Source organism: Mycobacterium gordonae, assembly GCF_001417955.2.
GTDB classification, from domain to species: domain Bacteria; phylum Actinomycetota; class Actinomycetes; order Mycobacteriales; family Mycobacteriaceae; genus Mycobacterium; species Mycobacterium gordonae_B.
Genome location: NZ_LKTM01000212.1, coordinates 11,709 through 33,757 on the forward strand (window position 1 = coordinate 11,709; position 22,049 = coordinate 33,757).

Sequence of the window (22,049 nt, forward strand, 5' to 3'; positions counted from 1 at the left end):
GTTGCCAACCTATCGGGGTCCGGCCGGAGTCCCGGGAATGGCCTCCAGAAGCTGCCGGGTGTAGTCGTGGGCGGGCCTGGTGAAAACCGCGTCGGTAGGCGCGTGCTCCACCACCCGACCACCTCGCATCACCAGCACGTCATCGGAGATCTGCCGGACCACCGCCAGATCGTGGCTGATGAATAGATAGGTGAGGCCCAGGTTGGCCTGCAGCTCGCCCAGCAGGTCGAGGATCTGCGCCTGCACCAGCACGTCGAGCGCCGACACCGCCTCATCGCAGACCAGGACATCGGGCCGCAGCGCGAGCGCCCGCGCGATCGCGACCCGCTGCCGCTGGCCCCCTGAAAGCTCGCGGGGCAGCCGGTGGAACACCGACGACGGCAACGCCACCTGCTCCAGCAGCTCGCGCACCGTCTGCTCACGCCGGCGACGATCGCCGACCCGGTGAATCCGGAGTGGCTCCTCGATGGCACGGAACACTGAGTACATCGGATCCAGACTGCTGTACGGGTTCTGGAAGACCGGCTGAATCCGGCGGCGGAAGGCCAGCGTCTGGCGCACCGCGTCGACGTCGGTTCCGTCGAAGACGACGCTGCCAGAGGTCGGTTGCAGCAGGCCCAGGACCATCCGCGCCACGGTCGACTTACCGGAGCCGGATTCGCCCACGATCGCCAGCGTGCTGGCACGCCGGACCCGGAACGAAACCCTATCCACCGCAGGGAATTCCGTTCGTCGCCAGGGCAGACCGCGACTCTCCGGGTAGGTCTTCGTCAGCTCGGACACCACCACGATGTCGTCCTGCGCTCCGGCATGTTCGGCCGCCTCGGCGGCCACCCGCTCCCGGATCTCGGTGGAGCGCCTGTCGCGTGCGGACACAGACGGGGCCGCGGCCACCAGCCGCTGGGTGTACTCGTGCGCCGGCTCACGCAGAATAGACTGCGCGGCACCGGATTCCACCACCTTGCCGCGGTGGATGACCACCACCTGCTCGGCCCGTTCGGCGGCCAGCGCCAGGTCGTGGGTGATGAGCAGCAACGCGGTACCCAGTTCATCGGTGAGCCGCTGCAGGTGGTCGAGGACCTGGCGCTGCACGGTGACGTCCAGTGCCGACGTCGGTTCATCGGCGATCAGCAACCGGGGCCGCCCCGCCAGGCCGATCGCGATCAGCGCGCGCTGACACATGCCGCCGGACAGTTGGTGAGGGTATCGTCCGGCCTGCTTGGCCGGGTCCGGCATGCCGGCGTCGGCCAGTAACTGCACCGCGCGCCGTCGCGCGTCGCGGCCATCGGTGTTGACGCGCAACGCCTCCCGGACCTGGAAGCCGCCCTTCCACACCGGATTGAGGTTGGTCATCGGATCCTGTGGCACGTAACCGATTTCGCGGCCTCTGATGGAGCGCATCGACCGCCGGTCGGCGCCGGTGATATCGCGACCATCGAACGTGATGCGCCCACCGGTGATTCGTCCCCCCGGTGACAGCAGCCCCAGGATCGCGGCCGCCGTGGTGGACTTCCCGGAGCCCGATTCGCCGACGACGGCCACGGTCTGACCGCGACCGACCCTGAGATCGACGCCGTGCAGCACCGGTTCGTCGGTACCGAACCGCACCTGCAGGCCCTCGACCGCCAGCAGAGCCTGCCCCGTCATGCCCGCCACGCCCGTGACGCCGGATCCAGCCCATCGCGTAGCGCGTCACCCATCATCATGAACGCCAGCACCGTAATCGCAAGGGCCCCAGCGGGATAGAACAGAATTGGGGAGCCCGCCCGCAGCCGCATCTGTGCCACATTGATGTCCCCGCCCCAGGACACCACCGACGTCGGCAGCCCAACGCCGAGATACGACAGGGTGGCTTCGGTGACGATGAAGACGCCGAGCGCGATCGTGGACACCGCGATCACCGGGCCCATCGCGTTGGGCACCACGTGCCGGAGCAGCGTTCGAAAACGACTCAGGCCCAAGGCCTCCGCCGCCAGCACGTAATCGCTGCCCCGGACTTCGAGCACCGAACTGCGAGCGATGCGTGCCACTTGCGGCCACCCGAAAAGGGCAAGTATCGCGACCACGGTCCACACCGTGCGATGGTGCATGACCTGCATCAGCACGATGGCGGCCAGCAGCAACGGCAGTGCGAAGAAGACGTCGGTGACCCGGGAGACCAACGCGTCGACCCAGCTTCCGTAGAACCCCGCCAACGCACCCAGCGTCCCCCCGACGACGAACACGGCCAGCGTCGCGCCCAACCCGACGGTGACCGACGCCCGCGCACCGTGAATGGTCCGCGAATAGATGTCGTGACCCTGTAGGTCGGTACCGAACCAGTGCGCCGCCGACGGAGGCAGCAGGCTCTGGGCCGGATCGGCGTAGCCCGGGTCGACGCCGGTGAACAACGCCGGGAACGCGGCAACCAGCAGGATCAACGCGATCAAGACCGCCGCGATGAGGAACTTGGGGCGTCTATACATAACGGATCCGCGGGTCCAGCGCCGCATACAGCAGGTCCACCAACAAATTGCTGACCAGATAGATCAGCACCAGCACCGTCACGATCGACACGACCGTGGGCGCCTCCTGGCGGGTGACCGCCTGATACAGCACGCCACCGACGCCGTGAATATTGAAGATCCCCTCGGTGACGATTGCGCCGCCCATCAGTGCTCCGAGATCGGCACCGAGAAAAGTGACCACGGGGATCAGCGAGTTGCGCAGGATGTGGACCGTCACCACCCGGGGCCGGGACAGCCCCTTGGCCGTTGCGGTCCGCACGTAGTCGGAGTGCGCGTTGGCGGCGACCGCGGACCGCGTCAACCGCACCACGTAGGCGAACGACACCAGGCCCAGCACGATTCCGGGCAGCAGCAACCGCCCGAACGTGGCGCGGCCGCCGACGGTGACCGGTGCCCACCCAAGCCTGACGCCGAATACGAACTGCGCCAGAAATCCCAGCACGAAAATCGGGATGGCGATGATGACCAGCCCGGTGACCAACACAGTGGCGTCGAAGATGCCACCCTGACGCAGTCCGGCGATCACCCCGAAGCCGATGCCCAGCACGCCTTCCACCACCAGTGCGATCAGAGCCAGCCGGATCGTCACCGGAAAGGCATGCGCCAGAACAGCACTGACCGGCAGGCCGGAATAGGCGCGGCCCAGGTCGCCATGCACGAGTCCACCCAGGTAGCGCAGATACTGCACCAGGAAAGGATCGTCAAGGTGGTAGCGGGCGCGCAGTTGGGCCGTCACCTCCGGGCTCAGCGGCCGATCGCCGGCGATCGCGGCCACCGGGTCACCCGGCAGCAGAAAAACCATGCCGTAGATCAGCAGCGTGGCACCCAGGAAGACGGGGATCATGAGGGCGATCCGGCGCAGTACGTACCAGCCCATTTCAGCCCTTCACAATGTTCTCGTAGTCGGGCAGCCCGTTCCAGGTGGGCTTGACGTTGCGGACCTGGCTCGACCATCCGATGACACTGATGTAGTACCACAACGGGACGGCTGGCATGTCGTGCAACAGGATTCGTTGCGCCACGTTGGCCAGCACGTCCGCCTGGTGCAGGTCCGGCGCGGCCTCGGCCGCCGTCAGCGCGGCATCGAATTCCGGGCTGGAGTATCCGACGTCGTTGGATCCGGCGCCGGTCGCGTACAGCGGCGCCAGAAACTCGATCATCGACGGATAGTCGCCGATCCAGCCGGCGCGAAACGCGGAGTCGATGGTGCGGTTGGTGATCTGGGTGCGGAACCCGGCGAAGGTCGGTTGCGGTGCCCCGACGGCGTCGATGCCCAGCGTGTTCTTGATGCTGTTGGCCACCGCGTCCACCCACTCCTGATGGCCGCTGTCGGCGTTGTAGGCGATGGCGTATCTGCCCGTCCATGGCGATATCGCGTTGGCCTGGGCCCATAGTTGCTGCGCCCGTTGCGGGTTGAAGTCCAGCGCGTCGTTGCCGGGGATGTCGGGATCGAAGCCCGGCAACGAGCTTGCGGTGAAATCGCGCGCCGGACTGCGTGTTCCATTGAAAATCTGCTGGCAGATCTGCGGGCGGTTGATGGCCGCCGATATCGCAAGCCGGCGCAGCCTTCCCTCCTCACCACCGAAATGCCGCAGCCGCAACGGAGTATCGAGAGACTGACTGACGGCCACCGGTCCCTTGACGGCATTGCCACCCAGGTCGCGCTGGTAGATGGTCAGCGCGCTGGACGGAATCGTGTCCAGCACATCGAGATTGCCCGAGAGCAGGTCAGCGTAGGCGGTGTCCAGGTTGGCGTAGAACTCGAACCGCAATCCCTTGTTCCGGGGTATGCGGTTGCCGTGGTAATCGGGGTTGGCCACCAGGTCGATCTTCACGTTGTGTTCCCATGCCGGCCCGTCGGGACCGTCGGCCAGCTTGTAGGGACCGTCGCCCACCGGATGGCGACCGAAAGCCTGCATATCGCGAAAAGCCGAGGAGGGCAACGGATAAAACGCGTTGTGGCCCAAGCTCAGCATGAAGTCGATGGTCGGCGCCCGCAACAGCACGGTGAATTCGAGATCGCTCACCACGCGCAGCCCGGACATGCTGGTCGGCTTGCCGTCACCGGGAGTCTGCGACAGTCGGTCGAATCCTTCAATCGGGCTGAAGAACTGCTGCTGCAGTTGGGCATTGACCCCTGCCGCCCCGTAGTTCCAGGCGTCGACGAACGAGTGGGCCGTCACCGAAGAGCCGTCGGTGAATGTCCAGCCCGGTTTGAGGACGATCCGGTAGTTGACGTTGTCCGGTGTCTCGATCGACTGCGCGACTTCGAGCGAGGGCCGCCCGGCCGAGTCGTAGGACACCAGGCCGGCGAACAGCCGGTCGACGATGCGGCCGCCGTTGCTGTCGTTGGTGCCGGTCGGGATCAGTGGGTTGGGCGGTTCGCCGCCGTTGACCACCACCGCGTCGGGGGTGAGCATCCCGCCGCCGCATCCGGCCAGGCAACCGGCCACCAACAGGGCCGCCAGCACCGTCCGCATCATCCGACGCACACCAGCGACCCTAGAGGCTAAGACGGCGGCACCGGCTCGATGACCACCTGCGTGACCGGATGCACCTGCAACTGGCAGCCCTCGATCGCCGCCGCCACGGTGACGCTCTCACCCCCACCCGGAGGGGTGACGCTCAGCTCCGTGTAGTTCGGACAGGGGTCGCCGCCGGAATTGACCGACATGCCCTCCACCACCGCCTCAGCGCGCTGCGAGGGTGACACCGTGACGGTGGGAGGCACATCTGAACTGTTGGGCAGACCTCCCATGTATCCGCGCAGGGTGGGTTGCGCTGTGATCGGCGGCCCGCCGCTGCCCGATTCCACTGTGGGATAACCGGTGAGCGTGCACGGCGCCGCGCCGGGGGCCGCCGCGAATATCAGTGTCACCGCGCGGTGGCCGACGGCGGCCTCGGGTCCGGCGGCGGTGACCACGAGCTGCCCGGACGGGCACGGCGCGGGGTCGGTCGGAGCCGCCCAGGCGGGCGGGGCGGTGAAACTTGCCGTGGCGGCCAGGGCGGCCACGATCCGAAGTGCTGGTGCCATGCCCCGAATTGTCCGGCAGGTGGACTCCCGGTGACGAATCGAAGCCCACAGGCTTCCACGCCGGCGCGGAGTTACGCTCACATCCGTGACCGCGACCGAAGAGGGACATCCCACGGCTTACCCGCCCCCGGCACAGTTCGCCGAACAGGCCAACGCCCGCCCGGAGCTCTACGACCAGGCCGAAGACGACCGGCTGGCGTTCTGGGCGGCGCAGGCCGACCGGCTGTCCTGGGCGACGCCGCACACCGAGGTCCTGGACTGGTCCGACGCGCCGTTCGCCAAGTGGTTCGTCGGCGGCAAGCTCAACGTCGCCTACAACTGCGTGGACCGCCATGTGGAGGCCGGCAACGGTGACCGGGTCGCCATCCACTGGGAAGGCGAACCGCAGGACCACCGCCGCACCCTGACCTACGCGCAACTGCAGCAGGAGGTGTGCAAGGCCGCCAACGCGCTGACCGAACTGGGCCTGGTCGCCGGTGATCGGGTCGCCATCTACCTGCCGCTCATTCCCGAGGCGGTGATCGCGATGCTGGCCTGCGCACGCCTGGGCGTCATGCACAGCGTGGTGTTCGGCGGCTTCACCGCGCACGCACTGCGGACCCGGATCGCCGACGCCGACGCCAAGCTGCTGATCACCGCCGACGGGCAGTTCCGCCGGGGCAAGCCGGCCCCGTTGAAAGAGGCCGCCGACGAGGCCGTCTCGGTCGACGACAGTCCCGTCGAACATGTTCTGGTGGTGCGGCGCACCGGAATCGACGTGTCCTGGAACGACGACCGCGACCTGTGGTGGCACGACGTCGTGGACAAGGCTTCGCCCGAGCACACGCCCGAGGCATTCGACGCCGAGCAGCCCCTGTTCCTGCTGTACACCTCGGGCACCACCGGCAAGCCCAAGGGCATCGTGCACACCAGCGGTGGCTACCTGACGCAGTGCGCGTACACGATGCACGCCATCTTCGACGTCAAACCGGAGACCGACGTGTTCTGGTGCACCGCCGACATCGGCTGGGTCACCGGGCACACCTACGGTGTCTATGGTCCGCTGTCCAACGGCATCACCGAAGTGCTCTACGAGGGCACGCCCAACACGCCGAGCGAGCACCGGCATTTCGAGATCATCGAAAAGTACGGCGTCACAATTTATTACACGGCACCGACGCTGATCCGCACCTTCATGAAGTGGGGCCGCGAGATCCCCGACGCTCACGACCTGTCGAGTATCCGGCTACTCGGTTCGGTCGGTGAGATCATCAACCCCGAGGCATGGCGGTGGTACCGCGACGTCATCGGCGCCGGCCGGGTGCCGGTGGTGGACACCTGGTGGCAGACCGAAACCGGGTCGGCGATGATCTCGCCGCTGCCCGGCGTCAGCGAGGTCAAACCGGGTTCGGCCATGACCCCGCTGCCCGGCATCTCGGCCAAGATCGTCGACGACCACGGCGACCCGCTGCCCCCGGACGCCGAAGGGGAAACCCACGTCACCGGCTATCTGGTACTGGACCAACCCTGGCCGTCGATGCTGCGCGGCATCTGGGGCGACCCGGAGCGGTACCGCAAGACCTACTGGTCGAAGTTCGCCGACCAGGGCTACTACTTCGCCGGCGACGGCGCCCGCTTCGATCCGGACGGCGCGATCTGGGTGCTGGGACGCATCGACGACGTCATGAATATCTCCGGGCACCGCATTTCCACCGCGGAGGTGGAGTCGGCACTCGTCGGACACCGCGGGGTGGCCGAGGCCGCGGTGGTCGGCGTGACCGACGACACCACCGGCCAGGCCATCTGCGCGTTCGTCGTGCTGCGCTCCAATTACGAGGTCAGTGAGGGCACCGTCGAGGAGTTGCGCGCCGAGGTTGCCCACGAGATCTCGCCGATCGCCAAGCCGCGCGAGGTGCACATCGTGCCGGAATTGCCGAAGACCCGCAGCGGCAAGATCATGCGCCGCTTGCTGCGCGACATCGCCGAGAACCGCGACCTGGGTGACACGTCAACGCTGTTGGATCCCAACGTGTTCGACGCCATCCGCGAGGCGAAGTAACTCAGCCGATCGGGACGAAGCCGGAGCCGGGCCGGTTCTTGGCGACGATGTCGTCCAGGTCGGTGTTGATCGACATCACCACGGCAGGTGTGTGTAGCGGGATGTATTTGGTGATGCAGCTGGGCAGGCTGTCACTGAAGGCGCCGTGGATCATCCCTACCAGCAGGTTGTCGACGGTCACCGGGGCACCGGAGTCGCCCGGCCCGCCGCAGACCTGCATCAGGATGCTGCCCGGGTCCTGGCCCGGTCCCCAGGTGACGCCGCACGAGTTGCCGGTGGTGCGGCCCTGCTTGCAGGCAACCTGGCCGAATACCGGTTCCGGGCCGATGCCGTTGATCGCGAATCCGTTGACGTTGTTGACCGGGTTCACCTTGGCCGGGTCGAACTTGATCACCGCGTAGTCCAGGCCGTCGTTACCGGCCACCATGGTGCCGACCTGACCATGACCTTCGGCGCCCTCCGCGGCGACCGGCGCACCGGGGCCGCCGCAGTGCGCCGAGGTGAAGCCGATCAGGTCACCGAACTTGTCGTGGCCGATCGTGGTCAGCGTGCACAGCGTGCCGGTGTTGACGACGATGCCCGATCCGCCGCCCAGCGCAACCTTGTCGTCCGCGGACGCGGTGTTAGCCGGCAAAAACAGAAGGCCCAGGAGAACGGCCAGGACGGCCGCGGCAGAACCCGATTTCAAGGCGGGTTTCAAGCCGCATCGCGCCTTCTGCAAAGTGGTACCCCGTTCGGTTGTCAAAGATTGGAGTGAGGAATCTCAGACCAGTGGGCCAGTGTAGAGGATCAACGCCTCCAGTCCGCCGCACTGCGACGGCCCTCGGCTGGCCTCGTCCGGTGCCGGGCCGCATGGCAACATAAACCGCGACGACGCGCGCTGCGCGGCCCGCAGGGACACCGGCAAGCGCGAAACGGAGAGGACCGTCTGTGAGCAAACCCGATCGCAAGAACGGTGTGCCGAGCACGCTGACCACGATCCCGCTGGCCGACCCGCATGCCAGGGCCGGCGAGCCGTCGGTCGGTGACCTGATCAAAGACGTCACAGCCCAGATGTCGACCCTGGTGCGCGCCGAGGTCGAGTTGGCCCGCGCGGAGATCACCCGCGATGTCAAAAAGGGCCTGACCGGCAGCGTCTTCTTCATCTCCGCGCTGGTGGTGCTGTTCTACTCGACGTTCTTCTTCTTCTTTTTCCTGGCCGAGCTGCTGGACAACTGGGTGTGGCGCTGGGCCGCGTTCCTCATCGTTTTCGGGATCATGGTCGTCGTCACCGTGGCGCTGGCACTGTTCGGCTTCTTGAAGGTGCGCAGGATCCGCGGGCCGCAGAAGACCATCGAATCCGTCAAAGAAGCTCGTACCGCCTTCGCCCCGGGCCACGACAAGACACCGGCCGGCCCCAGACAACTCCCCGAACACCACGGCAAGCACGAGAAGCCGGAGACCAGCGCTCCCACCGATCCCTCGGGCTGGTAGATGCCGGCTCCAGATCCGTCGATCGTCCGCATCGACGGGCCTTGGCGCCATCTGGATGTGCACGCCAACGGCATCCGGTTCCACGTCGTCGAAGCGAATGACGACAACTCCAATGGCGCGGCCACCGGTCGGCCGCTGGTCATGCTGCTGCACGGGTTCGGGTCCTTCTGGTGGTCGTGGCGTCATCAGCTTCGTGCCCTGACCGGAGCCCGGGTGGTCGCGGTCGACCTGCGCGGCTACGGCGGCAGCGACAAACCACCCCGCGGCTACGACGGGTGGACGCTGGCCGGGGATACCGCCGGACTCATTCGGGCACTTGGACATTCGTCGGCGACGCTGATCGGGCACGCGGACGGGGGGCTGGCCTGCTGGGCCACCGCACTGTTGCATTCGCGGCTGGTGCGCGGCATCGCACTGGTCAGTTCGCCGCATCCGGCGGCGTTGCGGCGGTCCACGCTGACCCGCCGGGACCAGGGCCGCGCCCTGCTGCCGACGCTGCTGCGGTATCAGGCGCCGCTGTTGCCCGAGCGACTACTGACCAGACACGACGGCGCCGAGATCGAGCGGCTCGTGCGCAGCCGCTGCAGCGCCAAATGGGTTGCCTCCGAAGATTATTCGCAGACAGTGCGGTACCTGCGCCAGGCCATCCAGATCCCCGGCGCCGCGCACTGCGCGCTCGAATACCAGCGGTGGGCGGTGCGCAGCCAGTTACGCGGTGAAGGCCACCGGTTCATCAAATCCACCACCGCGCAACTGGGGGTGCCGTTGCTGCACATCCGCGGTGACGCCGATCCCTACGTCCTGGCCGCGCCGGTCGAGCGCACCCAGCGCTACGCGCCGCACGGCCGCTACGTCTCCGTTGCGGGAGCCGGGCATTTCAGCCATGAAGAGGCGCCGGCGGAAATCAACCGGCACCTGACCCGCTTCCTGCAGAAGGTGCAGCAGGTCAGCTGACGCAGGCTCCGGTGCCCACCGGCGCGGTGGCACCGATCTTGGAGAGCTGGCCGGCCACCTCCTCGGCCGTCAGCACGAACCCGGTGTCGGCGTCGTCGACTGCCGCACCGAACACCACGCCGAGCACCCGGCCGTCGAGGTCGATCAGCGGCCCGCCGGAATCTCCCTGCTCCACGTTGGCCCGGATGGTGTAGACGTCACGGGTGACCTGCTGGGGGCTGCGGTAGATGTCCGGCCCGCTGAGCTTGATGACTTCCCGGATCCGCGCGGGGGTGGCGGTGAAATTCCCGCCGCCGGGATAGCCGAGCACGACCACGTCGGTGCCGGTTTTCGCGGGGGTGTCGTCGAACACCAGCGGCGCCGACGGCAATCCCGGCACGGCCAGGATCGCGATGTCCACCTGCGGGTCGTAGGAAACCACCGTGGCGTCGTAGTTCTTGCCGTTCGCCTGCAACGAGACGCTGCTGGAGCCCGCCACCACGTGCGCGTTCGTCATCACCCGCTCGGGTGCGATGACGAACCCGGTGCCTTCAAGCACCTTCTGACAGCTCGGCGCCAGGCTGCGCACCTTGACCACGCTCGGCGCGGCCGCCGCCACCACGGGGTTGTTGGCCAGCGCAGGGTCCGGGGAGGCGACCGGAATCACCGGGGTGCGGCTGAACGGCTCCAACACAGCGGGCAGGCCGGAGGTGTTCAGCAGCGCCGAAAGGCGCTTGGGCACCGTCTTCAGCCAGGTCGGCGCCACCTCGTTGACTTCGGCGAGCACGCGTGAACCCCGCACCGCGGCGGCCAGTTCCGGCTGGTCCTTCGATTGGGTCAACGGGGTCGCCAACAGCCAGGCCGCCGTCAATACCACCATCAGCTGGACGCCGACGCCGATGACGGAGTCGATGGTGCGGATCGGCCGGTTGCGGATCGCGCCGCGCACCGCCCGGCCCAGCACCACACCGGCGACCTCACCGACCACCACCAGCGCCAGGATCAGGAACAGCGCCGCAAACAACTTCGCCCGCGGAGCCGCGATGTGGCTGACGATGTGCGGCGCCAGCAACACGCCTGCCACCGCGCCCAGCACCACCCCGGCGAACGAGAGCACCGACCCGAGGGCACCGGAGCGCCACCCGGAGATCGCGGCGATGAAAGCCACCGCCAGGACGGCGATGTCCAGCCACTGCGAGGGCGTCATCGAATTCATCGCGCCCCACCCCGCAGCCCGTCGGAGTCACCGACCAACACCATCGCGTCGTCGAGTTCGCGGATGTCGTCGGTGTCCCAGGGCTGGGCCCACCCCGCTACGTCGAGAACCGCAGAGATCACCTGGCCAGTGAAGCCCCACACCAGCATCTGGTTCAGCAGAAACGCCGGTCCCGCCCAGCGGCGCCCCAAGGTGCCCCGGTAGACCATCAGCCGATTTTCCGGGTTGATGAAGGCGCGCACCGGAACTCGGGCCACGATCGCCGTCTCGGCGTCGTTGACCACCGTCACCGGGCCCGGATCAGGCGAGTAGGCCAGCACCGGGACGACGTGAAATCGCGACGGAGCGATGAAAGTGCGTTCCATGGTCACCAGCGGGTGCAGCCTGTTGACATCGATACCGGTCTCCTCGCGGGCTTCCCGCAAGGCGGTGGCGACGGGGCCTGCGTCGCCGGGGTCTGATGCCCCTCCGGGGAATGCGGCCTGGCCGGCGTGGTGACGCAAGGTGGAGGCCCGCACGGTCAGCAGCAGGTCGGCGTCGTCGGGGACGCCGCCGGCAGGCCCGGCCTCCGGCCCCGAGAACAGCACCAGGACGGCGGCATCCCGCCCGCCACGGCCCACCGCCTTGGCCGCCGTCACCATTGCCAACACGTCGGCCGGCAACCGGCGGCGGAATGCGTCGGGAATCTGGTCGACGTTGTCGATCAGCGGCCGCAACCAGGCTGGGCCGGCATCAGGAGTGAGCGCGACCGTCGCCCGCTCGCGCGCGGTTCCCGCTGCAGTCACCGGCACCTCATCTGATTCGCTCACCCCGCCTCACTCCCCGACCGCGGCCGCAATCTCGTCGGCGCTGTCGAATGCCCGCGGCAGGGTCTGCGCAACGCTACCGTCCGGCCGCAGCACTACCGTCGCGGGCATCACGTTTGCCACCCGCAGCGCAGCCGCCACCCGTCGGCGGCCATCCTGCAGCGTCGGCAGATGAACGCCCAGTTCGGCCAGTCGCAGCAGGGCGGCCGTCTCGTTCTCATCCTGATGAACCGTCACCACCACCACGTCGGACCCCACTCGACGTTGATACTCGGCCATCGCCGGCAGTTCGGCAGCGCAAGGCCCACACCAGTAAGCCCAGAGGTTGATCACCACCCGCCGCCCGGCCAGCGCTTTCGCCACGTCGACAGGGGCGCCGTCGGCCGCGCACTCGACCATCACACCCTGCAGGACGGGGACGCCCCACCCCGCGGACGGCGCCGGACAGGGTGCCAGGTCGGCCCGTTGCCGCGGACCGGCCAGCGCCTCGACCGTGTCCGCATCCCGATGTCCACGCCCGGCCGGCCCCGCGGTGCCGGTCTTCGGCACGGCGTCGTCGCGCAGTTGCGCCACCAGCGCCACCACCAGCGCGGCCACCACCGCTACGACCGCGATGGTCCAGCGGGCAGCACCGGAGAGCCCCTTCATGCCTGGAGCGGTTACAACCCGGCCAGGGCCAATAGGTGGTCGGTCTCCGGGCCCTGGACGAGTGGGGCGGCCAGCAGCGGATCGGTGGGGCCCAGGCCGAAGGAGGGACAGTCCTTGGCCAGCACGCACACCCCGCATGCGGGTTTGCGGGAGTGGCACACCCGGCGGCCGTGGAAGATCACCCGGTGGCTGAGCAGGGTCCATTCCTTGCGCTCGATCAGCTCACCGACGGCGTGCTCCACCTTGACCGGGTCTTCTTCGGCGGTCCACCGCCACCGGCGGACCAGCCGACCGAAATGGGTGTCGACGGTGATGCCGGGGATGTTGAAGGCGTTGCCGAGGATGACGTTCGCCGTCTTCCGGCCGACGCCGGGCAGCGTCACCAGCTCTTCCATGGTGTTCGGCACTTCACCGTCGAACCGCTCGACGAGGGCCTGGCCCAGTCCGATGAGCGAGGTGGCCTTGTTGCGGAAGAAGCCGGTCGGGTGGATCAGGGCCTCCAACTCTTCGCGATCGGCCTGCGCGTAATCCAGTGCCGTTCGGTACTTCACGAACAACGCGGGCGTGGTCAGATTCACGCGCTTGTCGGTGCTCTGGGCCGAAAGTATGGTCGCGACCGCCAGTTCGAGCGGCGAGGTGAAGTCGAGTTCGCAGTAGACGTGCGGAAATGCCTGCGCCAGCGCCCGATTCATTCTGCGCGCCCGTCGCACCAACCCGGTGCGGGTTTCATTGGCGAAGCGCTTGGCGACGGCTTTCTCCGCCGCCTTTTCCTTGGCGGGGGACGACTTTGCCGCTGACACCTACGACAGAGTACTGATTTCGTAATCTCGCTGAGACCTTGACCATGTTTACTCTTTTTGTGTTGTGGTTGCTGGTGGCCTGCATCCCCGCCTTGCTGATGCTGGCGGCGCTTGGGCTCGGGCGGCTGGAAAAGTCCCTCGACCACGACACCGTGACCGCCTCCGATGTCGCCGATTTTCTCGACCACGCCCAAGCCGTCGACGTCCGTACGCTGGCCCGCGAGGGCATGCCGGAGGCGCTGGAGTTGCTGCACCGCCGTCAGGCCCTCGGACTGGAAGCCGCACCGCAGCCCAAAGCGCTGAACGGCAGGCATCACGTCGAGACATTCTTTGCTGCCGACATGGTCGGACGTATCGAATCGGGCCTGCCAACCCGCATCGGGGCCACCTGGGGCGGGCGGTATCGGGCCAACACGCAATTTACGGTGACTCGACACGTTAATCGTGTGTAGCGTTGGCAGGCCGCACCGTTTGGCCTACCTTTAGACTCGTGTCGGCCGTCACAGGTTGGCCAGCCCGTATCTACTTCGTTAGAAACTGAAGAGGCAAGAAGAGGCAACGTGGACGAGATCCTGGCAAGGGCCGGAATCTTCCAAGGGGTTGAGCCCAGCGCAGTCGCGGCACTGACCAAGCAGCTGCAGCCTGTCGACTTCCCCCGTGGACACACCGTATTCGCCGAGGGTGAACCGGGTGACCGGCTCTACATCATCGTCGCGGGCAAGGTGAAGATCGGTCGACGCTCACCCGATGGACGGGAGAACCTGCTCACGATCATGGGCCCTTCGGACATGTTCGGCGAGCTGTCGATCTTCGACCCGGGCCCGCGGACGTCCAGCGCGACGACGATCACCGAGGTGCGCGCGGTGTCGATGGACCGCGACGCGCTGCGGGCGTGGATCGCCGACCGTCCGGAGATCGCCGAGCAGCTGCTGCGAGTGCTGGCCCGCCGGCTGCGGCGCACCAACAACAACCTCGCCGACCTGATCTTCACCGACGTGCCGGGCCGGGTGGCCAAGCAGCTGCTCCAGCTCGCTCAACGTTTCGGCACGCAGGAGGGTGGCGCCATGCGGGTCACCCACGACCTGACGCAGGAGGAGATCGCCCAGCTGGTGGGCGCGTCCCGGGAGACGGTCAACAAAGCGCTGGCCGACTTCGCGCACCGCGGCTGGATCCGGCTGGAGGGCAAGAGCGTGCTGATCTCGGACTCCGAACGCCTGGCCCGCCGGGCGCGCTGAGCCCGCGCGCAGCGCGGGCCATCAGGTCCGCGACACTGACACCACGCACACGACACGCCGGTGCGTGGGTGACTGGATTCAAACTCGGCGCGACGGCCCATTCCGGAGTCTGCTCGCGCTACTGAGTCCGCAGGTAGTCCAGCTGGACCTGCACCGACCACTCGGCCGCGTCCCAGAGCTTCTCGTCGACGTCGGTGTAGACGTGCTCGACGACCTGGCGTGCGCCGGCATCCTCACCCAGCTCGCGCAGCGCCGAACGCACCTGCTCGAGCCGCTCGTTCCGGTGCGCCAGATAGCCCTGCGCCACCGCATCCAGATCAGGCAGTTCCGGACCGTGTCCGGGCAGCACGACCCGCCGTCCCAGGCCGCGCAGTCGCCGCAGCGATTCCAGGTAGGCGGTCAGGTTGCCGTCTTCCTTGTCCATCACGGTGGTGCCGCGCCCCAGCACGGTGTCGGCGGTCAGCACCGCGTCGTCGAGCACGAACGACAATGAATCAGCGGTGTGGCCGGGCGTGGACATGACGGTGATCTTCAGGCCGGCGGCGTCGATCACTTCGCCGTCGACCAGTTCGCCGCCGAACCCGCGCAAGAACCCGCTGCCCGCCGAGCGCACCGTCGCGCCGGTTCGCTCGACCAGCTTGTCGATGCCGTCGGTGTGGTCGCCGTGCCGGTGGCTGATCAGCACCAGCACGATGCGGCCCTGCTCAGCAACCCGCGCGATGTGCTCGTCGTCGTCGGGCCCCGGGTCCACGACCACCAACTCGTCGCTGCGGGGACCGCGGAGCACCCAGGTGTTGGTGCCCTCCAGCGTCATCAGCCCCGGGTTGTCGCACAGCAACACCGAGGCAGTGTCGGTGACCGCCCGCAGCTGGGCGTAGGCGGGATGGGCGAGCGCTGACCCGGCCACGGCCGTTACCCGACCTCCACGATCAGTTCGACCTCCACCGGAGCGCCCAATGGCAGCTCGGCCACCCCGACCGCCGACCGGGCATGCTTGCCGTTCTCGCCGAACACCTCGGCAAGCAGTTCGGAGGCCCCGTTGATGACCCCCGGCTGACCGTGGAAGCCCGGCGCGGACGCGACGAACCCCACCACCTTGACCACCCGGGTCACCGAGTCCAGGCCCACCAGTGAATCGATGGCGGCCAGAGCGTTGAGCGCACACACCCGCGCCAGCGCCTTGCTCGCGTCGGGAGCGACGTCGGCACCGACCTTGCCGGACGCACCCAACTTGCCGTCCACGAACGGCAGCTGGCCCGCGGTGTAGACGAGGTTGCCGGTGCGCACCGCTGGTACGTAGGCCGCCAGCGGGGCGACCACCTGGGGAAGCGTGAGGCCCAGCTCCGCGAGGCGGTCTTTGGCGCTCACTTCGGCCGCTTGAGGTATGCGACGTGCTGCTCTCCGGTGGGGCCGGGCAACACCGCCACCAGCTCCCAGCCGTCGGCGCCCCACTGGTCGAGGATCTGCTTGGTGGCGTGGGTGAGCAGCGGAATCGTCGCGTACTCCCATGTGGTGGGTTGGGTCATGGTCGCGAGCTTATCCGGCAAAACAGCAACGGCTAGCATGCGATGGTGGCTAACACATCGAGCGGCGGTAGCTCCGTCGGTTGGCCTTCGCGGTTGTCGAAGGCCCGCCTCCATTTCGTGACCGGCAAGGGCGGTACCGGCAAGTCGACGATCGCGGCCGCCCTGGCCCTGACCCTCGCCGCCGGCGGACGCAAAGTGCTGCTGGTGGAAGTCGAAGGGCGCCAAGGGATCGCGCAACTATTCGACGTCCCGCCGCTGCCCTACCAGGAGCTCAAGATCGCGACCGCCGAACGCGGCGGCCAGGTCAACGCGCTGGCCATCGACATCGAGGCCGCCTTCCTGGAATACCTCGACATGTTCTACAACCTGGGCATCGCGGGCCGGGCGATGCGCCGCATCGGCGCCATCGAGTTCGCCACCACCATCGCGCCCGGCCTGCGCGACGTGCTGCTCACCGGCAAGATCAAGGAGACGGTGATCCGCATGAACAAGGGCGCCAAGAGTCCCGTCTACGACGCGATCGTGGTCGACGCCCCGCCGACCGGCCGCATCGCCCGCTTCCTCGACGTCACCAAGGCGGTGTCGGATCTGGCCAAGGGCGGACCGGTGCATTCCCAGGCCGAAGGCGTGGTCAAGCTGCTGCACTCCGACCAGACGGCCATCCACCTGGTGACGCTGCTGGAAGCGCTGCCGGTGCAGGAGACCCTGGAGGCCATCGAGGAGCTCGCGGAAATGGAACTGCCGATCGGCAGCGTCATCGTGAATCGCAACATCCCGGCCTATCTCGGCAACGACGACCTGGCGAAGGCCGCCGAGGGCGTGGTGGACGCCGACGCCGTGCGTTCGGGGTTGGCGACGGCCGGAATCGAGCTGGAAGACGCCGACTTCGCGGGCCTGCTGACCGAGACCATCGAACACGCCACCCGGATCAGCGCGCGCTCGGAGACTGCGCAGCAACTCGATTCGCTGCAGGTGCCCAGGCTGGAACTGCCGACGATCTCCGACGGAGTCGACCTGGGCAGCCTTTACGAACTTTCGGAAGTACTTGCGCAACAAGGAGTCCGGTAACCATGACACAGGCACACAAGCCGGAAACCCTTGACATGGCCGCGATCCTGGCCGACACGACCAACCGGGTGGTGGTGTGCTGCGGTGCGGGCGGTGTCGGCAAGACCACTACCGCCGCGGCGATCGCGCTGCGCGCGGCCGAATATGGGCGCACCGTAGTGGTTTTGACGATCGACCCGGCCAAGCGCCTCGCACAAGCGTTGGGAGTCAACGACCTTGGCAACACGCCGCAGCGCGTTCCGTTGGCACCGGAGGTGCCCGGCGAGCTGCACGCGATGATGCTCGACATGCGCCGCACCTTCGACGAAATGGTGGTCCAGTACTCGGGATCCGATCGGGCGCAATCGATTTTGGACAACCAGTTCTATCAGACGGTCGCCACGTCGCTGGCCGGCACGCAGGAATACATGGCGATGGAGAAGCTGGGCCAGCTGCTGGCACAGGACCGGTGGGACCTGGTCGTGGTCGACACCCCGCCGTCACGCAACGCACTGGACTTCCTGGACGCGCCCAAGCGTCTGGGCAGCTTTATGGACAGCCGGCTGTGGCGACTGCTGCTGGCGCCCGGCCGCGGCATCGGCCGGCTGGTCACCGGCGCGATGGGCCTGGCGATGAAGGCGATGTCGACGATCCTGGGCTCGCAGATGCTGGGTGACGCGGCGGCGTTCGTGCAGTCGCTGGACGCGACGTTCGGCGGCTTCCGGGAGAAGGCCGACCGCACCTACGCGCTACTGAAGCGCCGCGGCACTCAGTTCGTGGTGGTCTCGGCCGCCGAGCCCGACGCGCTGCGCGAGGCGGCCTTCTTCGTCGACCGGCTGTCCCAGGAAGGAATGCCGCTGGCGGGGCTGGTCCTCAACCGCACCCATCCGCTGTTGTGCTCACTTCCGGTAGAGCGTGCCATCGACGCCAACGAGAAGCTGGAATCGGAAACGTCCGAGCAGGCGGCCCTGGCTTCGGCGGTGCTGCACATCCACGCCGATCGCGGCCAGACGGCCAAGCGAGAGATCCGCCTGCTGTCCCGCTTCACCGGAGCCCATCCCCACGTGCCGGTGATCGGGGTGCCCTCGCTGCCGTTCGACGTCTCGGACCTGGAGGCCCTGCGCGCCCTGGCTGACCAGATCACTTCGGCTTGATCCGTCGTTGACCTGCGGCGATGCCACCGCAGCGGTGGGTTATTTGACGCCCATTCAACGGTGACCATGAACAACATACGTATCTATAGCCCCAAAAACCCCTCTGACCTGCGCGGATACCGCGCCGCAGGTATTTCGTTGAGCTAAGCTGTAACAATAAAGTAATGATGGAAGCGAGTCTCCGACCTGCTCCTTGACCGTCGTTGACGCCTCTGCCGGCCAGGCGGGTAGGAGGGCGCCGGAGGCTGTCGTGTTACGCCGGCGGTCGACTCTGTAAAGGCGTCGCGACCAGCGACGATACCGCGCACTCCGGGCGTTATTTGACGCCGATTCAACGGCGGTCAGTAGACGTCGACCGCAGCCCAGTTCGAAAAGGCCCTCTGACCTGCTTAAATGGCTGGACGCAAAAATAGCGTCCAGCTAAGCTGTAATAAAAAAAGTAATGAGGAACACGCCCGCCGCCGGGCGGGAACCGCGGCCGGGTCAGATGATGTTGCGGCGCTTGCGCTTGTCGAAGTAGTCCGACCAGGACACGACCTCGGGGTGCTGCTTGAGCAGTGCGCGCCGCTGACGCTCGGTCATGCCGCCCCAGACGCCGAACTCGACCTTGTTGTCCAGCGCGTCGGCACCGCATTCCTGCATTACAGGGCAGTGCCGGCAGATAACCGCGGCCTTGCGCTGGGCGGCTCCACGCACGAACAGCTCGTCGGGGTCCGTCGCCCGGCACAACGCCTGCGACACCCAGGTGATGCGCTCTTCAGCCTCGACGCTGCGGAGCGGGTTACCTACGGACGTGAGGTTGGTCCTTCGTGCACCCGGACGTGTTCCTGACACGAGCTGATCCCTTCCTTCCGGCCGCCGCCTGCGGCCGCCCTCTTCGGGTACCAGCCGACGATGCGATTCCAGCCACAACGTGCACATCGGTGTTACCTGAATCTCACTGCGTATCTAAGTTAGGGGTTGACACCGCAATTGCGCAACAGTCCGATAACGCTTTTTCTGGGACGTCCGTGCCGTCTTCCGCCGACCGGCCGGGGAAAACAGGAGCGACCTCTCCCGCTTTGGGCCTCTGACCAGTGCAGTCGCAGCAGATTCACAGTTCCCAGGGGTAGCGGACCTGCTCAACAGCTGCTAAAGAAATTTTTTTCCAGCCGGACGGCGCGGGGGCGTGACGAGGGGTCGCTACTGTAGTACGCATGTCCGAGCGACCCCCGGTAGCACTCACGCTGCTGAAGCTCGCAGGTTTCTGTCTGCTTGCCAGCGTGGTGGCCACCGCGCTGATGTTCCCGCTCGCCGGTGGCGTCGGGCTGATGTCCAACCGCGCCTCCGAGGTCGTCGCCAACGGTTCGGCCCAACACCTCGAGGGACAGGTGCCGGCGGTGTCGACCATGGTCGACGCCAAAGGCAACACCATCGCGTGGCTGTACTCTCAGCGCCGCTTCGAGGTGTCCTCGGACAAGATCGCCAACACCATGAAGCTCGCGATCGTGTCGATCGAGGACAAGCGGTTCGCCGATCACAACGGCGTGGACTGGAAAGGCACCTTGACCGGCCTGGCGGGCTACGCCTCCGGTGATGTGGAGACCCGCGGTGGCTCCACCATCGAGCAGCAGTACATCAAGAACTATCAGCTGCTGGTCACGGCGCAGACCGACGCGGAGAAGCGCGCGGCCGTCGAGACCACCCCGGCACGCAAGCTGCGCGAGATCCGGATGGCGCTCACGCTGGACAAGACCTTCACCAAGCCGGAGATCCTGACCCGCTACCTGAACCTGGTGTCCTTCGGGAACAACTCGTTCGGCATCCAGGACGCCGCGCAGACCTACTTCGGGGTGAACGCGATCGACCTGAACTGGCAGCAGGCGGCTCTGCTGGCCGGCATGGTGCAGTCGACCAGCGCCCTGAACCCCTACACCAACCCCGAAGGCGCGCTGGCCCGGCGCAACCTGGTGCTCGACACGATGATCGAGAACATCCCCCAGGAGGCCGATGCGCTGCGCGCGGCCAAGACCCAGCCGCTCGGGATCCTGCCCCAGCCCAACGAACTGCCGCGCGGCTGCATCGCCGCCGGCGATCGCGCCTTCTTCTGCGACTACGTGCAGGAGTATTTGTCGCGTGCGGGCATCAGCAAGGAACAGGTCGCCCGCGGCGGCTACCTGATCCGCACCACGCTGGATCCCGATGTTCAGATCCCGGTCAAGTCGGCCATCGACAAGTTCGCTCCCCCGACGCTGAGCGGCATCTCGAGCGTGATGAGCGTGATCCTGCCGGGCAAGACATCGCACAAAGTGGTGGCGATGGCCAGCAACCGGAAGTACGGCCTGGACACCGAGGCCGGCGAGACGATGCGACCACAACCGTTCTCCCTGGTCGGTGACGGTGCCGGGTCGATCTTCAAGATCTTCACGACGGCGGCCGCGCTCGACATGGGCATGGGCATCAACGCCCAGCTCGACGTCCCGCCCCGCTTCCAGGGCAAGGGCCTGGGTAGCGGTGGCGCCAAGGGCTGCCCGAAGGACACCTGGTGCGTTATCAACGCCGGCAACTATCGCGGCAGCATGAGCGTGACGGACGCGCTGGCCACCTCGCCCAACACCGCGTTCGCCAAGCTGATCTCGCAGGTGGGTGTATCGCGGACGGTCGACATGGCCATCAAGCTCGGCCTGCGCTCCTATGCCAACCCCGGCACGGCCCGCGACTACAACCCCGACAGCAACGAGAGCCTGGCCGACTTCGTCAAGCGGCAGAACATCGGCTCCTTCACCCTGGGCCCCATCGAGGTCAACGCGCTGGAGCTGTCGAATGTCGTGGCCACGCTGTCCTCCGGCGGCATGTGGTGCCCGCCGAACCCGATCGACAAGCTGATCGACCGCAACGGCAACGAGGTCTCGGTCACCACCGAGACCTGCGAGCAGGTAGTGCCGGAAGGGCTGGCCAACACGCTCGCCAACGCGATGAGCAAGGACGCTGTCGGCAGCGGCACGGCGGCCGGGTCCGCCGGCGCGGCGGGCTGGACCCTGCCGATGTCCGGCAAGACCGGCACCACCGAGGCGCACCGGTCGTCGGGTTTCGTCGGCTTCACCAACCGCTATGCGGCGGCCAACTACATCTACGACGACTCGCCCTCGCCGACCGACCTGTGTTCGGCCCCGCTGCGGCACTGCGGCAGCGGTGACCTGTACGGCGGCAACGAGCCCGCGCGCACCTGGTTCACGGCGCTACAGCCGATCGCCAACAACTTCGGCGAGGTGCATCTGCCGCCCACCGACCCGCGCTACATGGACGGTTCACCGGCCGGACGGGTGCCCAGCGTGGCCGGTCTGGACGTCGACCAGGCGCGGCAGCGCCTGAAGGACGCCGGCTTCCAGGTCGCCGATCAGCCGAACTCGGTCAACAGCAGCGCCAAGTACGGCGAGGTGGTCGGAACCTCGCCCACCGGCCAGACGATTCCCGGCTCGATCGTGACGATCCAGGTCAGCAACGGCATCCCGCCACCACCACCGCCGCCGCCGGAAGGCGGGCTGCCGCCGGAGGTCGTCGGATCGCAGGTGGTCGAGATTCCGGGCCTGCCGCCGATCACCATTCCGTTGTTGGCGCCTCCGCCGCCGGCACCGCCGCCTCCGTAGGCGCCC

The 22,049-nt window shown here is 67.3% G+C and carries 22 protein-coding genes; 8 read left to right on the forward strand and 14 right to left on the reverse strand.

Going from position 1 to position 22,049, the window contains the following annotated elements:
* Positions 1-9: 9 nt before the first annotated feature.
* From AO501_RS15795 to AO501_RS15815, 5 genes are read right to left on the reverse strand one after another with little or no spacing between them, the layout of a single operon-like run.
* Entirely contained in the window at positions 10-1,647 is a 1,638-nt protein-coding gene (locus AO501_RS15795; protein ID WP_055578647.1) for a dipeptide ABC transporter ATP-binding protein, read from the reverse strand.
* Positions 1,644-2,492 carry an ABC transporter permease gene (locus AO501_RS15800; RefSeq protein WP_055578607.1) on the reverse strand — a complete coding sequence of 283 codons (849 nt, stop codon included), beginning with the start codon at positions 2,490-2,492 and terminating at the stop codon, positions 1,644-1,646. Before AO501_RS15800 ends, AO501_RS15795 begins: the two co-directional genes overlap by 4 nt.
* Positions 2,458-3,384, reverse strand: a complete 927-nt coding sequence (locus AO501_RS15805; protein ID WP_055578608.1) for an ABC transporter permease — start codon at positions 3,382-3,384, stop codon at positions 2,458-2,460. Before AO501_RS15805 ends, AO501_RS15800 begins: the two co-directional genes overlap by 35 nt.
* Before the next feature lies 1 nt (position 3,385).
* Entirely contained in the window at positions 3,386-4,990 is a 1,605-nt protein-coding gene (locus AO501_RS15810; RefSeq protein ID WP_156452599.1) for a peptide ABC transporter substrate-binding protein, read from the reverse strand.
* A 26-nt stretch (positions 4,991-5,016) separates the two neighbouring features.
* Positions 5,017-5,541, reverse strand: a complete 525-nt coding sequence (locus AO501_RS15815; RefSeq protein ID WP_082658662.1) for a DUF4232 domain-containing protein — start codon at positions 5,539-5,541, stop codon at positions 5,017-5,019.
* 85 nt (positions 5,542-5,626) lie between these two features.
* On the opposite strand from AO501_RS15815, the gene acs reads away from it, so the two are divergent.
* Positions 5,627-7,579, forward strand: coding sequence for an acetate--CoA ligase (gene acs, locus AO501_RS15820; protein WP_055578610.1), 1,953 nt, complete (start codon positions 5,627-5,629; stop codon positions 7,577-7,579).
* A 1-nt stretch (position 7,580) separates the two neighbouring features.
* Here acs and AO501_RS15825 read toward each other — a convergent pair whose 3' ends face one another.
* A complete protein-coding gene (locus tag AO501_RS15825; protein WP_197419864.1) occupies positions 7,581-8,267 on the reverse strand; it encodes a S1 family peptidase in 687 nt (228 codons plus the stop codon).
* A gap of 242 nt (positions 8,268-8,509) precedes the next feature.
* On the opposite strand from AO501_RS15825, the gene AO501_RS15830 reads away from it, so the two are divergent.
* Positions 8,510-9,052, forward strand: a complete 543-nt coding sequence (locus AO501_RS15830; RefSeq protein ID WP_055578612.1) for a phage holin family protein — start codon at positions 8,510-8,512, stop codon at positions 9,050-9,052.
* Positions 9,053-10,006 carry an alpha/beta fold hydrolase gene (locus AO501_RS15835; protein ID WP_055578613.1) on the forward strand — a complete coding sequence of 318 codons (954 nt, stop codon included), beginning with the start codon at positions 9,053-9,055 and terminating at the stop codon, positions 10,004-10,006.
* Here the strand turns inward: AO501_RS15835 and marP are convergent.
* Genes marP through nth form a run of 4 tightly spaced genes read right to left on the reverse strand, consistent with a single transcriptional unit; the run spans position 9,999 to position 13,347 of the window.
* A complete protein-coding gene (marP, locus tag AO501_RS15840; RefSeq protein ID WP_156452600.1) occupies positions 9,999-11,192 on the reverse strand; it encodes an acid resistance serine protease MarP in 1,194 nt (397 codons plus the stop codon). The genes AO501_RS15835 and marP overlap by 8 nt on opposite strands.
* A 5-nt stretch (positions 11,193-11,197) precedes the next feature.
* Positions 11,198-12,010 (reverse strand): NUDIX hydrolase, encoded by an 813-nt coding sequence (locus AO501_RS15845; protein ID WP_156452596.1) that lies wholly within the window; start codon positions 12,008-12,010, stop codon positions 11,198-11,200.
* Between the two features lie 6 nt (positions 12,011-12,016).
* The gene (locus AO501_RS15850; RefSeq protein WP_055578615.1) at positions 12,017-12,655 is read right to left on the reverse strand and encodes a TlpA family protein disulfide reductase; all 639 of its coding nucleotides are present in this window, start codon (positions 12,653-12,655) and stop codon (positions 12,017-12,019) included.
* 11 nt (positions 12,656-12,666) lie between these two features.
* Positions 12,667-13,347, reverse strand: coding sequence for an endonuclease III (nth, locus tag AO501_RS15855; protein WP_156452601.1), 681 nt, complete (start codon positions 13,345-13,347; stop codon positions 12,667-12,669).
* A 152-nt stretch (positions 13,348-13,499) separates the two neighbouring features.
* Between nth and AO501_RS15860 the strand changes: the two genes are divergently transcribed.
* Both AO501_RS15860 and crp read left to right on the forward strand, forming a co-directional pair.
* Positions 13,500-13,907, forward strand: a complete 408-nt coding sequence (locus AO501_RS15860) for a hypothetical protein (protein WP_055578617.1) — start codon at positions 13,500-13,502, stop codon at positions 13,905-13,907.
* A gap of 108 nt (positions 13,908-14,015) precedes the next feature.
* A complete protein-coding gene (gene crp / locus AO501_RS15865) occupies positions 14,016-14,690 on the forward strand; it encodes a cAMP-activated global transcriptional regulator CRP (protein WP_036362963.1) in 675 nt (224 codons plus the stop codon).
* 118 nt (positions 14,691-14,808) lie between these two features.
* On the opposite strand, the gene AO501_RS15870 is transcribed toward crp, so the two are convergent.
* From AO501_RS15870 to AO501_RS37265, 3 genes are read right to left on the reverse strand one after another with little or no spacing between them, the layout of a single operon-like run.
* On the reverse strand, positions 14,809-15,597 hold the full coding sequence (locus tag AO501_RS15870; protein WP_055578618.1) for an MBL fold metallo-hydrolase: 789 nt from the start codon (positions 15,595-15,597) through the stop codon (positions 14,809-14,811).
* A 5-nt stretch (positions 15,598-15,602) separates the two neighbouring features.
* Entirely contained in the window at positions 15,603-16,058 is a 456-nt protein-coding gene (locus tag AO501_RS15875) for a RidA family protein (protein WP_055578619.1), read from the reverse strand.
* A complete protein-coding gene (locus AO501_RS37265) occupies positions 16,055-16,216 on the reverse strand; it encodes a DUF4177 domain-containing protein (RefSeq protein ID WP_120794267.1) in 162 nt (53 codons plus the stop codon). Before AO501_RS37265 ends, AO501_RS15875 begins: the two co-directional genes overlap by 4 nt.
* Before the next feature lie 42 nt (positions 16,217-16,258).
* Here AO501_RS37265 and AO501_RS15880 point away from each other — a divergent pair, with 42 nt between their 5' ends.
* Positions 16,259-17,284: an ArsA family ATPase gene (locus AO501_RS15880; RefSeq protein WP_055578620.1), complete on the forward strand. Its 1,026-nt coding sequence runs from the start codon at positions 16,259-16,261 to the stop codon at positions 17,282-17,284.
* 2 nt (positions 17,285-17,286) lie between these two features.
* On the forward strand, positions 17,287-18,417 hold the full coding sequence (locus tag AO501_RS15885) for an ArsA family ATPase (RefSeq protein WP_055578621.1): 1,131 nt from the start codon (positions 17,287-17,289) through the stop codon (positions 18,415-18,417).
* Between the two features lie 483 nt (positions 18,418-18,900).
* Here the strand turns inward: AO501_RS15885 and AO501_RS15890 are convergent, their stop codons facing one another.
* Positions 18,901-19,251, reverse strand: a complete 351-nt coding sequence (locus AO501_RS15890) for a WhiB family transcriptional regulator (protein ID WP_055578650.1) — start codon at positions 19,249-19,251, stop codon at positions 18,901-18,903.
* Between the two features lie 362 nt (positions 19,252-19,613).
* Here AO501_RS15890 and ponA2 point away from each other — a divergent pair, with 362 nt between their 5' ends.
* Positions 19,614-22,043: a transglycosylase/D,D-transpeptidase PonA2 gene (gene ponA2 / locus AO501_RS15895; RefSeq protein ID WP_055578622.1), complete on the forward strand. Its 2,430-nt coding sequence runs from the start codon at positions 19,614-19,616 to the stop codon at positions 22,041-22,043.
* Positions 22,044-22,049: the final 6 nt, after the last annotated feature.